At 61.5% G+C, this 13,141-nt stretch carries 12 protein-coding genes; 7 read left to right on the forward strand and 5 right to left on the reverse strand.

What is annotated here, in order from left to right; all coding sequences use genetic code 11:
• The first annotated feature begins 5 nt into the window (after nt 1-5).
• A complete protein-coding gene (locus D1222_RS09730) occupies nt 6-293 on the forward strand; it encodes a hypothetical protein (RefSeq protein WP_119454078.1) in 288 nt (95 codons plus the stop codon).
• Nucleotides 294-419: 126 nt separating this feature from the next.
• The gene (locus tag D1222_RS09735; RefSeq protein ID WP_119454079.1) at nt 420-2,522 is read left to right on the forward strand and encodes an ATP-binding protein; all 2,103 of its coding nucleotides are present in this window, start codon (nt 420-422) and stop codon (nt 2,520-2,522) included.
• Nucleotides 2,523-2,541: 19 nt separating this feature from the next.
• Here the strand turns inward: D1222_RS09735 and D1222_RS09740 are convergent, their stop codons facing one another.
• Both D1222_RS09740 and D1222_RS09745 read right to left on the reverse strand, forming a co-directional pair.
• Complete coding sequence (locus D1222_RS09740; protein ID WP_119454080.1) at nt 2,542-3,738, reverse strand: PrnB family protein; 1,197 nt, start codon at nt 3,736-3,738, stop codon at nt 2,542-2,544.
• 100 nt (nt 3,739-3,838) lie between these two features.
• Nucleotides 3,839-5,557 (reverse strand): M20/M25/M40 family metallo-hydrolase, encoded by a 1,719-nt coding sequence (locus D1222_RS09745; protein ID WP_233348657.1) that lies wholly within the window; start codon nt 5,555-5,557, stop codon nt 3,839-3,841.
• Nucleotides 5,558-5,759: 202 nt separating this feature from the next.
• On the opposite strand from D1222_RS09745, the gene guaB reads away from it, so the two are divergent.
• The gene (gene guaB, locus D1222_RS09750) at nt 5,760-7,214 is read left to right on the forward strand and encodes an IMP dehydrogenase (protein ID WP_119454082.1); all 1,455 of its coding nucleotides are present in this window, start codon (nt 5,760-5,762) and stop codon (nt 7,212-7,214) included.
• Nucleotides 7,215-7,334: 120 nt separating this feature from the next.
• Here guaB and D1222_RS09755 read toward each other — a convergent pair whose 3' ends face one another.
• On the reverse strand, nt 7,335-7,508 hold the full coding sequence (locus D1222_RS09755) for an N-acetyltransferase (RefSeq protein WP_119454083.1): 174 nt from the start codon (nt 7,506-7,508) through the stop codon (nt 7,335-7,337).
• On the opposite strand from D1222_RS09755, the gene D1222_RS09760 reads away from it, so the two are divergent.
• The 4 genes from D1222_RS09760 to D1222_RS09780 all read left to right on the forward strand — a co-directional run bounded on the left by D1222_RS09760 (nt 7,507) and on the right by D1222_RS09780 (nt 10,797).
• Nucleotides 7,507-8,013, forward strand: coding sequence for a hypothetical protein (locus D1222_RS09760; RefSeq protein WP_147371855.1), 507 nt, complete (start codon nt 7,507-7,509; stop codon nt 8,011-8,013). The genes D1222_RS09755 and D1222_RS09760 overlap by 2 nt on opposite strands.
• A 484-nt stretch (nt 8,014-8,497) precedes the next feature.
• Nucleotides 8,498-9,805 carry an RsmB/NOP family class I SAM-dependent RNA methyltransferase gene (locus D1222_RS09770; protein WP_119454086.1) on the forward strand — a complete coding sequence of 436 codons (1,308 nt, stop codon included), beginning with the start codon at nt 8,498-8,500 and terminating at the stop codon, nt 9,803-9,805.
• Between the two features lie 27 nt (nt 9,806-9,832).
• Complete coding sequence (locus D1222_RS09775) at nt 9,833-10,360, forward strand: hypothetical protein (protein ID WP_147371856.1); 528 nt, start codon at nt 9,833-9,835, stop codon at nt 10,358-10,360.
• Nucleotides 10,357-10,797: a hypothetical protein gene (locus D1222_RS09780; protein ID WP_147371857.1), complete on the forward strand. Its 441-nt coding sequence runs from the start codon at nt 10,357-10,359 to the stop codon at nt 10,795-10,797. Before D1222_RS09775 ends, D1222_RS09780 begins: the two co-directional genes overlap by 4 nt.
• Here D1222_RS09780 and D1222_RS09785 read toward each other — a convergent pair.
• Both D1222_RS09785 and D1222_RS09790 read right to left on the reverse strand, forming a co-directional pair.
• Complete coding sequence (locus D1222_RS09785) at nt 10,794-11,798, reverse strand: hypothetical protein (protein ID WP_119454089.1); 1,005 nt, start codon at nt 11,796-11,798, stop codon at nt 10,794-10,796. The two genes, D1222_RS09780 and D1222_RS09785, sit on opposite strands and share 4 nt — an antisense overlap.
• A gap of 135 nt (nt 11,799-11,933) precedes the next feature.
• Nucleotides 11,934-13,124, reverse strand: a complete 1,191-nt coding sequence (locus D1222_RS09790) for an aspartyl/asparaginyl beta-hydroxylase domain-containing protein (protein ID WP_182481943.1) — start codon at nt 13,122-13,124, stop codon at nt 11,934-11,936.
• Between the last annotated feature and the right edge of the window lie 17 nt (nt 13,125-13,141).

A 13,141-nucleotide genomic window follows, 5' to 3' on the forward strand; every position in this document is an offset into this window, starting at 1 on the left:
CAGTTATGTCCTACGACGTGAATGATGGCGATCTGGTGCTGTGCGTCGATGCCTCTCCCAACCATGTAACGGGGGAAGCGGTGCCGCTTGTTGCGGGAGAAACCTATCGCGTCTGGACGGTATTGCCGTTTCTTTGCCCGTGCGGACGATCCGATGCGCTATTGGATGTCGGGGTTGGTTTCGCCTGGTGCCAGACGCGCTTTCGTCTGCTGCCGAAGCCGAAGTCCCGCAAGAAGGTCGAACGCAAGGAGAGCGCACCGAAAGAGCTGGAACCGGTAGATCGCGGCGGCTGATCTCGGCGCCCATACCGTCACAGGAGCATTGCGTCCTGACGCAGTTGCATTAAGCCCTTGTTTTACATCCGGAGATTGTGAGTGATCGGTGATGCATCCAAATGCCGTGGGCTATGAGACCTGCCTATGAAGAAGAGTAATGCCAGGTGGCTGGTCGGCGACGGCGAGATGGCAGAGCGTATTCGCGCCTATGATTGGAGCTCGCATCCGTTCGGTCCGATGGACGAGTGGCCGGACGCTTTGCGCATCGTCCTCAGCATTGCGCTTAACTCCAACATGCCGACCGCGATCTATTGGGGCCGCGACCTACGTCTTCTCTATAATGATGAATGGTCCGGGGTGCCGCGAGACCGCCACCCTAAGGCGCTCGGTCAAAAGGCCAGCGAGGTCTGGACAGATATCTGGGGCGTCGTTGGCCCGCAGTTTGACGCTGTGTTGAACCATGCCGAGTCCGTCACCTCGTTCGACCAGCTACTTGAGATCGAGCGCGGCGGCATCGCCGAGGAAACCTACTGGAACTATTCGCTGAGCCCAATTTTGGGAGCTGACGGCGAAGTGCTCGGCGTGTTCAATCAGGGGCATGAGGTCACTGACAAGGTTCTGGCCGCGCGCGAGAGAGCGGCTGAGATAGACAGGATGCGCGATCTATTTGCGCAGGCTCCGGGGGCAATCGCCGTCCTCAAAGGGCCTGAGCATGTTTTTGAGATCGCCAACAGCGCCTATCTCGATCTGATCGGGCAGCGCGACAGCGTTCTCGGCCACGCCGTATCTGACGTTCTGCCGGAAGTTGTTTCGCAAGGCTTTGTTGATCTGCTCGGTGAGGTTTACCGCACCGCAAAACCCTATGTCGGCTCGGAAGTGCCGATCGAGCTTATGCGTGATGGGCAGGCCGAGACGCGTGTCGTCGATTTCGTCTATCAGCCGACGCGGGATGCGGCCGGCCAGGTGGACGGCATCTTTGTTGAAGCGTGGGACGTCACCGACCGGAGCCAGCTTCTGGATGAGCTGCGCCATCTCACGACCACGCTCGAAGAACGCGTTCAGAGGGAAGTGGCCAAGAAGCTGGAGGCCGAGGAAAAACTGAACCGGGTGCAGCGGCTTGAAGCTATCGGGCAGCTGACAGGCGGAATCGCCCACGATTTCAACAATATGCTGGCGGTCATCATCAGTGCCCTCAACATCCTTCGCCGGCGCCTTGGAAGTGAAAGCGCAGATCATGTCCGCCTGATCGAAGCGGCCGAGGATGGCGCGCACCGTGCTGCGAAACTGACCCAGCAATTGCTCGCCTTTGCGAGGAAACAGTCGCTCGCGCCGAGCCGCGTCAATCCGGGCGAACTGGTGACGTCGATGGAGGAATTGATCGCACGTGCCATCGGCGAGCAGATCATCATCAATGTCGAAACAGACCCAGACGTCTGTGATATCCTTGCTGATGCCACGCAGCTTGAAAACGCGCTTCTGAACCTGGCGATCAATGCGCGCGATGCCATGCCTGAAGGTGGCAGTCTCCGACTTCGCGTGAACAAGCAGGCTATCGGTGAGACCCGCGCGGCTGAGCTGGAGGTTGAGCCTGGAGACTTTGCCTGCATTTCGGTCGAGGACACCGGCACCGGCATGTCCCCAGAGATTGCCGGAAAAGTGTTCGACCCATTCTTCACGACCAAGGAAGTCGGGAAGGGCACCGGACTGGGCCTTAGCCAGGTGATCGGCTTCATCCAGCAGTCGAAGGGACAAATTGTTCTCGATACCGAGGAGGGCCGGGGCACCAGGTTCAGCCTGTATCTGCCGCGCTGCAAGGAAGGGGCAGTGAGCGCTGAAGCGGCTGTCCATGTCGACGGCGCGCAGTCTGGTCGTGGTGAGCGCATCCTGGTGGTTGAGGATGACGAGCGGCTGAGAGGGTTTACCGGTGAAGCGCTGAATGAGCTCGGCTACTCGGTCGAGACGGCGCCATCGGGCGACGAGGCGCTCAGCCTGATTGCTTCAGGATATAAGCCCGATCTGGTGCTGACCGACATCATCATGCGCGGTATGACCGGCCACGAGCTTGCGCGGAAGTTGAAAGCGTTCGATGCGGGTTCAAATGTGGTTTTCATGAGCGGTTATGCCCACGATGCCACCTCAGCCGCCGATGTCCCGAGCGTTGAGCCCCTGATCAAGAAGCCTTTCACCATCGAAACACTGGCATCGACAATTTCGGTTGCTCTTCGACGGAAGGGCGAGCACGACTGATACGATCAGTGAAAAGGCCTTAGCTCACGCCTTCCTTCTCCACATCGAGCAAGTGCGCTTCGGCTTCGTCGCGGTGCTTTTTCAGGTATTTCATGAAGGGCGTGCCGCCGGTGCCGACATCGGTGTCGTTGCCGGGGGAATTGCCGGCCTGCTTGTTGATATAGGTCGCCGCATATTCGAGGTGGCGGGTGCGGAAGCGGGCAAGCTTCATGACATTGTCATTGTAGAGCTGGCGGGTGGCCGCGTCGCCTTGCTGGCTGACCCAGTCGCGAAGCGTGGAGGCAGCGCGCACATCCTCGATGAAGGCGCGGTGGCCCGTCGGGCGATAGGCGTGAAGCTCTTCGAGGTAATGGCGAAGCGGGTCGTCGGCGTGACTGATGGAGAGGAAGGCGTCCATGGTCGGCACGATGGAGGATTGCGAGCCGGTCTGGCCGCGGAAGGCCTGCGGCTTGTTCTCACCAGCCGGGACGCCCTCATAGATGAGGCCATCGCCAAGGGCAGGATTGTCCTTCCAGCCATGGATGTAAGGGCGCACGCGGTTGAAGTAGATGTAGGGGTCGCAGCGCTCCGGCATGCGGTCGAAGATGGCGTTGACGGCGTCCCAGCCCTCCGACATGCGCGCAAGGCCCGCAGCGACGGCGGGCGCGTCATTGGCCTCGCAGGCGGCGATCACTTCGGGGATGGTGGCCAGCATATCGCCCGCGCGTGCCTCGATGGCGACTTGGACGAGGACGAACCAGGCCTCATCCTCCCCGGAGAGGAAAGGCTGGATCATGTAGACGTTGGAGAGGTCCACCGGGCCGTCCGCGTCAATCTTGGCCCAGTTGTCGAGGACGTAGGTGGCATATGTCAGCAGCGGCTTGGAATCGAGCGCGTCGGCCAGCTGCCAGGCAGGCTTTGCGAGGCATTCGGGCAGGGAGATTGGCGCGTCACGCTCGCCCCAGACCCAGGACTGGATCATGAAAGTGTAGTGGACGAACGCCTTGCGGATCTGCTCATCGCTGGCGGTCTCGCAGAAGCTGGTGACATCGATGACAGGCAGGCGGGCGAGGATCTCACGCACGCGGCCGGTGACGATGGAGTGGGGGAGAGCCATGGCCGCGTCCACGGCGGGCTGCAGCTCTGCCGGAAGGGTGACGGCGCCCGCATCATGGCGGCAGAGAAAGCCGCGATCGCGCGAGATGTCGTACTGGTCGAGTGGTTTGAGCGTCGGCATGGTGTCCCCCTGATAGTTTCGTTTGAAACTATCTCACACCGAGTCGACGTAAGGTAAAGCCCCAACCTTCAGGCTGGGGCTTCGTGGGGGCGCCGCTGTCCTAGTCCCGCGCGGCGGCACTCTCATTGCGGATGTCGACGAACTCTGAGGTTTCCTTGATCGCTGGCCACTTCGTGGAGTTTGCAAGCTGGCGGGTCATTTCGAGGATAAGCTCAACATCCTGCGCGGCGCCGCGAAGGTCCCAGTCAGGGTCCCAGGCGTCGTTCTGGTTGTGGTAGCGGTTGGCGATATAGCCAGCGACCCATTCTGCGCCGGCTTCACGCCCGCCCTCGACGAGGTCCGGCCCGCCTGCAATGCCCATGATGAGGATGACCGGCACGCCGCGCCGGGCGAGCGAGAAATGGTCTGCGCGATAGAAGAGCCCGTTCTGAGGCAGGCCTTCCGGCGAGACATAGCGGCCCTGCGCGTCGGCGGCCTCGGCCATCATCTCTTCAAGCTCACTCTGGCCCTCACCAACCTGAATGACATCTTTTGCAGGACCGGCCGTGTTGAGGATGTCGAGCGTGAAGTTGGCGACCGTGGTTTCAAGCGGATAGATCGGGTCCTGCGCATAGGCTTCCGAGCCGAGAAGGCCGCTTTCTTCAGCGGTCCATGCGGCGACGACGACCGTACGCTCCAGCGGTTCACCTGCTTTCAGGATGCGGGCGATCTCCATGATGCCGGCCATGCCGAGCGCGTCGTCATTGGCGCCGGGCATGACGGTGCGGCCCTGCGCATCGGCGATCCCCTTGCCATAGGCGTCCCAATGGCCAGACAGCATGATGGTCTCATCCGGGCGCTCTGTGCCCGTGATCTTGCCGAGGACGTTCTGGCTTTCGATCCGCTCAACCTCGAGGCCGAGGTCTGCATTGAAGGTGAGGCCCTCGAGCGTGAAGGCTTCGAAATCCTCGCTGCGGGCGGCGATGCGAAGGGCGTCGAGGTCCTGACCAGCCGCTTCCATCCATTGCTTTGCCATATCGAGGTGGAGCCAGCCCTGAAGGTCGACCGATGGCTTGCCGGCCCCGTCGCTGGCGACGGCGTAATTGTCGCCCGGCCCGGAGGCGGCGACGTTCCAGCCATAGCCTGCGGCTTCTGTCTCATGGATGACGAGGGCAGCAGCGGCGCCGCGGCGGGCAGCTTCCTCGAACTTGTAGGCCCAGCGGCCATAATAGGTCATCCGGTTGCCGCCAAAGCGGCCTGCGACCGGGTCATCCTCTGCAACGCCGAAATCAGGATCGTTGACAAGGAAGAGGGCGACTTTGCCGGTGAGGTCAATGTCGCCATAATCGTCCCAGTCGCGTTCTGGCGCGCTCGCGCCGAAGCCGACAAAGACGATAGGGGCGTCTTCAATCGCAATTGTCTCGCGCGGATTGGCGGAGCTGATCTCGATGTCGCGGCCCTGACGCATGTCGAGCGTGGTGCCTTCCGCTTCAACATTGAGCGTGCGAAGGTCGACGACGCGCGAGTGGAGGAGGGTGACTGGATCGGTCCAGCCGCCATCGCGTCCGCCGGGCTCCAGGCCGATCTCCTCGAACTTCTCGATGAGGTATTCGACGGTTTTGGTTTCACCTGGCGTGCCGGGGGCGCGGCCTTCAAACTCGTCGGAGGCGAGCACCCTGACGATTTCGGAGAGGTTCTCTGTGCTGACCGCTGCTGCCTCAGCCGTGGCCGCGTCCGGTTGCGGGGTGGCGGCGGATTCGCTCTCTGGCTCATTTGCGGGCTGGGAGCAGGCGGCGATGAGGGCTGCCATGCCTATTGTGCTGATGAGTGTCCTGATCATCGGTGAAACCTCCGCTTGCGACCCGTCCGGATGGGTCAAACCACGAGGGTGTAACGGGTTTTTCGTGCGGACCAAACTCCGGGCTGAGGTTTGATCGCGATGAGCGGCACGGCAAGGCCGCGATCGGTTTCAGTTTTCCTTGCAAAAGGGGGTTCCAGAAAGCCCGCGACTCTATTATGGGGCCAAAAAGGGAGCTCCCCACATGAAAATCCGACAAGCCATTACCTTCGATGACGTGCTTCTGCAGCCCGGCCCGAGCGAAGTCATGCCCGCCAATGTGGACACGTCGACCTGGCTGACCAAAGCCATCCCACTCAATATTCCGCTACTGTCCGCCGCGATGGATACGGTGACCGAAGCCCGCCTTGCCATTGCGATGGCGCAGGCCGGCGGCATTGGTGTCGTGCACCGGAACCTGACCGTTGAGGAACAGGCCGGTCAGGTCACGCAGGTGAAGAAGTATGAGAGCGGCGTCGTGATGAACCCCATCACCATCGCCCCGACGGCGAGCCTGAAAGAGCTGAACGACATCAAGGCGCGCACCGGATTCTCTGGTGTGCCCGTGGTCGAGGCCGATGGTACGGTGGTTGGCATCATCACCAATCGCGACACCCGCTTTGTTGATGACCTCAACGCCAAGGTCGCGGAGCTGATGACACGCAATGTCGTGTCGGTCACGATGGAAGAGCCGATCGAGGCTGCCCGCCAGCTTCTCCACAAGCACCGCATTGAGCGTCTGGTCATCACCGATGACGCTGGCAAGTGTGTTGGCCTTCTGACAGTCAAGGATATGGAAAAGGCGCAGCTCAATCCGAACGCGGCCAAAGACGATCAGGGACGCCTTCGCGTCGCTGCAGCGTCGACCGTGGGCGATGCAGGCTTTGAGCGTACGCAGGCGCTGATCGAGGCAGGGGTGGATGCCGTCGTGATCGATACCGCCCATGGCCACTCGCAGTCCGTTCTGGATGCGGTGACGCGCGCGAAGAAGCTCTCCAACTCTGTCCAGATCATCGCAGGCAATGTCGCGACCGGCGACGCCACCAAGGCGCTGATCGATGCGGGCGCAGATGCGGTGAAAGTGGGCATCGGCCCAGGCTCCATCTGTACGACGCGCATCGTTGCCGGTGTGGGTGTGCCGCAGCTGACGGCCATCGAGGACTGCGCCAATGCGGCGGCGAAATCAGGCACGCCGATCATCGCTGATGGCGGCATCAAATTCTCTGGCGACTTTGCCAAGGCGCTGGCAGCAGGGGCATCGACAGCGATGATGGGCTCTGCCTTTGCCGGTACCGAAGAGGCACCGGGCGAGGTCTTCCTGTTCCAGGGACGCAGCTACAAGGCCTATCGCGGCATGGGCTCGCTCGGCGCGATGTCCCGCGGCTCTGCTGACCGGTATTTCCAGAAGGAAGTCTCAAACGACAAGCTGGTGCCGGAAGGCATTGAGGGCCAAGTCCCGTTCAAGGGCCCAATCGGCAATATCCTGCACCAGATGGTCGGCGGCCTTCGCGCAGCGATGGGCTATGTTGGCGCCAAGACGATTACCGAGCTGCATGAGAAAGCCGAGTTCGTCCAGATCACCGGCGCGGGCCTGTCTGAAAGCCACGTCCACGACGTGACGATGACGCGCGAAGCCCCGAACTACTCGATCGGGCGGTAGGGTTTTACCCAATCTATCAACCCGTCATCCCGGGCGCGAAGCGACCCGGGATCCAGAATATTGATTGGGCTGGGTCCCGGATAGCGCCTGGCGGCGTTTCCGGGATGACGCTGTGAGAAGTTAGCGAGGCTCACGCCACATCGGGGCCATGGGTGGGCTTTCGTTCAGGACGCTGAACTCGCCGATCTTTTCGAAGCCGAATGAGGTGTAGAAGCCGTGATTGGCGGGGTTCGAGTTCTCCAGATAGACGGGCAGGCCTTCCCGGTCGGCGGCGGCGAGGACAGGGGCTAGCATGGCCTTGCCGAGGCCTTTGCCGCGCGCGGGCTTTCCTTGTCCCGATCGTGAAAAGATAGATGTGCGGCGCGTGCGGGTGGTGTTTTTCGAGCGCTTCGCCTGCGGCCATGCCTCGCTTCATCGCGCCTTTCTTCCCGTGGATCATCTGGGCCGTCATGAGCTGGAACAGCGAAAGCGGCGGGAAGCGCAGATTGGACTCGTGGGTGGCCCACATGGTCGCGGCCTCATCGCCGTGCAGGTGGCAGAAACCTTCCTTCAGATAGACGTCGCGTGCCATGATGCGGAAGAGGGGGCGCAGCGCACGCCCGCCGCCGAAAAGCCAGAGATTGAACGGGTCCTCGGCGAAGGCTTCAGCGGTGACGTCGCCGATCTGGCGCCAGTCGCGGCGGGTGGCTGGTCGTATGGTGGCGGGGAGGTCGATGTTCATGGTAGTCTCCAGACCGCGCGCGCTCGTGCTTCGACTTCGCTCAGCATGAGCGCGGCACAGATTTCAAGATCAATTTGATCGCCTGTTACTGGGCATTGCTCTGTTGAAATTTTCAGTCACGCACGATCCGATAATCAATCACTGTGTTTGCTTCATCTGTTTTGAAAACAAGCCATTCGCTATCGATGCTGATAAGGCCTCGCTCTGACCCAAGTTGGTAGACTATGTCCCAATCAGAAAAATAAGTGGTCTCAGGCGGGAGACCCAAGATGTTTTCGACGTCTTCGCGTGTCCGACCCGCGAGTTCACCTGTTTCAACGTAGCGGTCCGCTATTCTATGGCGCCGATGGCGCGGATCGTGCCAATCGGTGCGGTTCCATCGAGCTTCGGTGAACGTTAGAGGCATTTGATAGAGCGACCAGTGAATGTTCCACGCCGCAAGGCTGAATCCTAAGCCGACTAGAAGGGTCCACGTGGTCCGATTGAGTCGCATTGTGAGCCTCTTGGTTTCAATCTTGTTCGGACAAGGATAACACAGCGCATTTGGACTGAGGCCAATAGAATGCGCGACGGTGGACGGATAGCGGCGGCGATTGATGTGCTGGGTGATGTGCTGAACCGGCACCAGCCTGTGAAGTCTGCTGCGCGCGACTGGGGCAAGCGGGCGCGGTATGCGGGCTCCAAGGACCGGGCCTGGGTGTCGGGGCTCGTGCTCGATGCCCTGCGCAAGAAGAACTCGATTGCCCATGCGATGGGCTCTGATGAGCCGCGCGCGCTGGTGCTTGGCGCGCTGAGCTTCGCATGGGGCTGGGACATCATGAAGATCGACTCTGCTATGGATGAGGAGCATGCGCCGTCCAAGCTGACGCTGGAAGAGCGCGAGCGGCTGGTCATGGCGCCGGATGTCACGGCGGAGCCGTGGGTTTCGGGCGACTATCCTGACTGGATGGAGCCGATGATGGACCGCGTCTTCGGTGAGGAAAAAGTGGTCGAGGCGCAGGCCATGGCGGTGCGCGCCGATGTCGATATCCGGGTGAACACGCTAAAAGTCGACGCCGAGAAGGCGGGCGGGCCGATGCGGTCTGCGAATGCTGAAAGCTCACCGCTCCTGAAGAATGCTTATCATATTCCAGCCCGTGATCCGTCCGAGCGCGAGGCGTCTCTGGAGAGCATTCCGGCCTATTCGAAAGGCTGGGTCGAAGTGCAGGATGCGGGCTCGCAGATTGCAGCGGCAGCATCGAATGCAAAGCCGGGCGAGCAGGTGCTGGACTTTTGCGCGGGCGGCGGCGGCAAGACACTGGCCATGGCCGCGATGATGGAAGGCAAGGGGCAGGTCCATGCCTATGATATCGATGGGCGGCGGCTGTCGGCGCTGATCCCGCGGCTGAAGCGGTCTGGCGCGCACAATGTGCAACTGGTCCATCCGAAAGAGCCTGAAGCGCTTGAGGCGCTTAAAGGTCAGATGGATGTGGTCTTCGTCGATGCGCCGTGCACCGGGACGGGCACCTGGCGTCGGCGGCCGGATGCGAAGTGGCGGCTGAAAGACAAGCAGCTTGCCAAGCGGATCGAGGAGCAGACCGAGATCATCGCGGCGGCGTCTGCCTTTGTGAAGCCGGGCGGGCGGCTCGTCTATGCGACGTGTTCCTTCCTGATGGAGGAAGATGAAGACCGGGTTGCTGGCTTCCTGGCAGAGCACCCTGAGTTTGCAGAAGAGAGCGCGGCGGATGCGGCGATTGCCTCTGGCCTGTTGACCGATGAAGGCGCGGCGAAAGTGAAAGCGGGCGCGAAGGGCGGCAAGTCGGTCCGGCTGACACCGCGCAAAGCTGGCACGGACGGCTTCTTCTTTGCAGTGATGCGCAAGGCCCGCTGATAGCGCGCGGGCTGGAATCAGTGCGATATGAGCACCATGCTGAAACCGCTTCCAGAGACTGTGCACCTGCGCGCCACGAACCGGCAATATCTTGTGCTGGCGAGCGCGAGCGCGCTGCTCGCGGCGATGCTGGCTTTTACCAACTGGACCGGAAATGGGCCGGCAGAAGAGATCAGCGTCTGGCTGACGGTGTTCTTTGCCATGACGACGCTGGTCGGGGTCTGTGCGGCGCTGTTCAGGCATGGCTGGCTGACGCTGGACCGGGACGGATTTGAATCAAGCGAGTTCAAGTCGCTTGGAAAGATCGGCTGGTCTGAAGTGTCGGAGTTCAGCCTGCATTATTCAGGTGGCAAAGGCATGCCTGCCTCAAGGCAGGTGGCGTTCAAGCTGACCGAGGAGAAGCGCAAGGCCCTGCCGCGCCTGTCGGGCATCCTGATGTATGGGCGGGTGCGCCTGACAGAGCCTTACAAGGTGCGCGGGTCTCAGCTGGTGACGCTGATGAACCGGTTTCGTGAGCGCGCGCTTGGGACTGCTGGAGCCAGTGAAGCGGCATGATGGTCTGGGTCATCATCCTCGCGTTTCCGATCTTTTTCGGGGCGATGTGGGTGGGGATCGTATCCTTCCTGTCATGGGCGAGCGGATGGCGAACGCTGGCGCGGGTCTATCAGGCGGATGTGCCTGAGACGTTTGCGGGCAAGCGGTTGATGCTGGTCACGCTGGGCCGGGGGCGTTTCCCGCGGGTGCATTATCGCGGCATGCTCTGGGCGGAGTTCGGCGAGGAAACGCTGTGGCTGAAGCCGCATATCCTGTTTCGCTGGGCCCATCCTGCGCTGGCGATCCCGCGCAATGTCATCACGCTGGAAGAGCGCAAGGGCCTGTTGCGCCGCTATGTTGACCTGAAGACCCGGGCCGATGAGGGGATCAGCTTTCACCTGCATCCAAAGCAGGTGAGCTGGATTGATCCGAATGGTGGGCCCGGCGAGACTGGCTAAGCCGCCGCGAGACCGCTGGACGCGCCCGCTTCTGCTGTCTGACGGCGGGTGTTGAAGCAGAGCATGGAGATCTGGTCATCGGTCAGCGGACGCGAGAGCCGGATGCCTGCATAGCAGTCATTGGTCCAGACAACATTTCCGCGCAGCCAGGTGTCGCCAAGCTCAAACGAGATCGAGCGCTTTCGAGTGATTCTGCCATCGTGCTTCATGCGAAGGCCGCCGATATTGAAGTCAACAATGGTCAGATCCCGGATGTCAGCGCCCAGTCGCACAGGAACGCGGCGATAGCAGACATGGCGCTCTGCGCGCTTTTTCCAGCGGCGAATGCGCGGGCGGCACCAATAGGCCGCGCCGCCCAGGAGGGCGAGCGAGAGGATGAGCGGAAAACCAAGGGCGGCAAGGCTATCTGCCCGGCGGCCTGACGATTGGTCTGTCTCTGCGCCAGAGGAATGGGGGCGGTGTTGCTGCTGAGGCCAGGCGCGGCTGGCGGTCTCGCTCTCACGGATGAGATTGTCAGGCGTACGCGCGGCATAGCCCAGCGTGCCCGGTGTCGTGACTGAGTGGCGAACCTGCGGCTCTTCAGTCCAGCTATCGCTGACCCGGCAGGCGAGATCCTTTTCGAGGCGGGCAAGCTCTGTGCGGACAAGGCGGGGGACACCGCGGCCCAGTACGTCGAGCGCGGCTTCCTTCGCGTCGCTGTTGTAGCGCTCCATCGCCATGGTCAGCTCGCCGATGAACAGGATCATGGCCGTCTGGCTGACGCTGACCTCATCGGCCTCCATGCCGCCATAGAGATCGAGCAGCGAAACGCCTTGCAGGCTGTCTTCCAGCTGGCTGACATAAACGAGCTTGCCGCGCTGGGTTGGCTCCAGCGAAATTTCGTAGGCCGTATCCACTGTGCGCAGAAGCGGGGTCAACGAGGCACAGGCGTCGTCGGCATGGGCTGCGCTGGCACCTGCGATCGTCAGCAGGAGGGCGGTTATCAGGCGTTGTGCGAACACGTTTTCTATATACTGGCGAACAGTTTATAAAATGTTGTTCTAAAACAACGCAGAGGGCGCATACACCTCAAGTTGTGAGAACGCTTATGGTTACCGGGTTATACGCAAAATGCGCCCCCTTTGGGTAGAACCTGTTCAGCCTGCTGACGAGACCTGGCTTTGCCCAAGTTTGAAGAATTCGGTGATGAGGCTGCGCTGGCGGTCTGACAGGTCCGGGTGCCAGATCTCGAAGATGAGCACGTAGCGTGCCTTGTCACTGCGATTCCAGGCTTCGTGCTCAATCGTGTCATCGAAGACGAAAACCTCGCCATCCTTCCATTCGCGCGTCTCGTTGCCGACCCGGAAGCCGCAATCGCCCGGCAGGATGATCGGCAGGTGACAGATGAGCCTCGTATTGATCTGTCCGTGATGGGGCGGGATGGCAGCGCCCGGCTCAAGCCGCGAAAACAGGACCGAAGGGGCGGGGGCCGGGTTTACGGCCTCGCCAATGGCTTCGATGGCCGCCCATGTCTTCGGGCAGCGGGCGATATTCTCTTCGACGCGTTTGCCCTGCTTGATGAGGTAGAAGGCGCTCCAGTCTGGATTGTCGAGCAGAGGGTGGGAGACGCCAGCGCCTTCGCGGCCAGCCGATTCGACATAAGGGGTGAAGCCAGCCTCGGCGGCAGCTTTTTCGCTGAGCAGGGTTTCAAGTTCGCTGCGGATTGCGCCCGTCTCGGCGGCGAGGGCGTTTGTCCAGCTGAAGGCGTCCAATGGGTAGAATTGCCGGTTCGGCAGGCCCGGATAGAAGTAGCGTGTTGGCTGGGACGGATAGAAGGTGGCTTTGCCCGTCAGGAAATCGAGGCTCTGGCGGAAGAGGTCGTCATCGGGGGCCGTGCCGAGATCGTGATCCTTTGCGAACTTGTCGAGCGTCACAGAAAGCTCATCAGCGGGGGAGGGCGTCTGCTCACCGGGTCCGGCAAGGAAGGTTTCGGCCGCGGTGATGAGCTGATGGATTTCCTGTGTCCGGATGAGGTGAGGCGTGATGTCGGAAAGTCCGCGGCGGAAGGCGGCTTCGGCATCCTTTGGCCGGCCCGAGCCGACGAGCGCCTGACCATAGTGGAGCCGCGCACGTACGCTGGACGGGTCAACCTGTATGGCTTTTTCAAGCGAGGCGACGCGGCCGGCCATGTCGCCCTGAAGGGATTTGGCAAAGGAGAGCGCGACCCAGATATCCGGACCGGGCCAGCCAAGATCAATCGCGCGCTGCAATGCTGTTTCAGCCGCAGGGCCATCCTGTTGCTGAAGCGCCTGCATCCCTTGCGCGGCGAAGTCTCTGGCTTGTGTCATGCGGCATGTCCTTTCCG

Origin of the sequence: Henriciella algicola (genome assembly GCF_003576245.1) — a bacterium.
Taxonomy (GTDB): domain Bacteria; phylum Pseudomonadota; class Alphaproteobacteria; order Caulobacterales; family Hyphomonadaceae; genus Henriciella; species Henriciella algicola.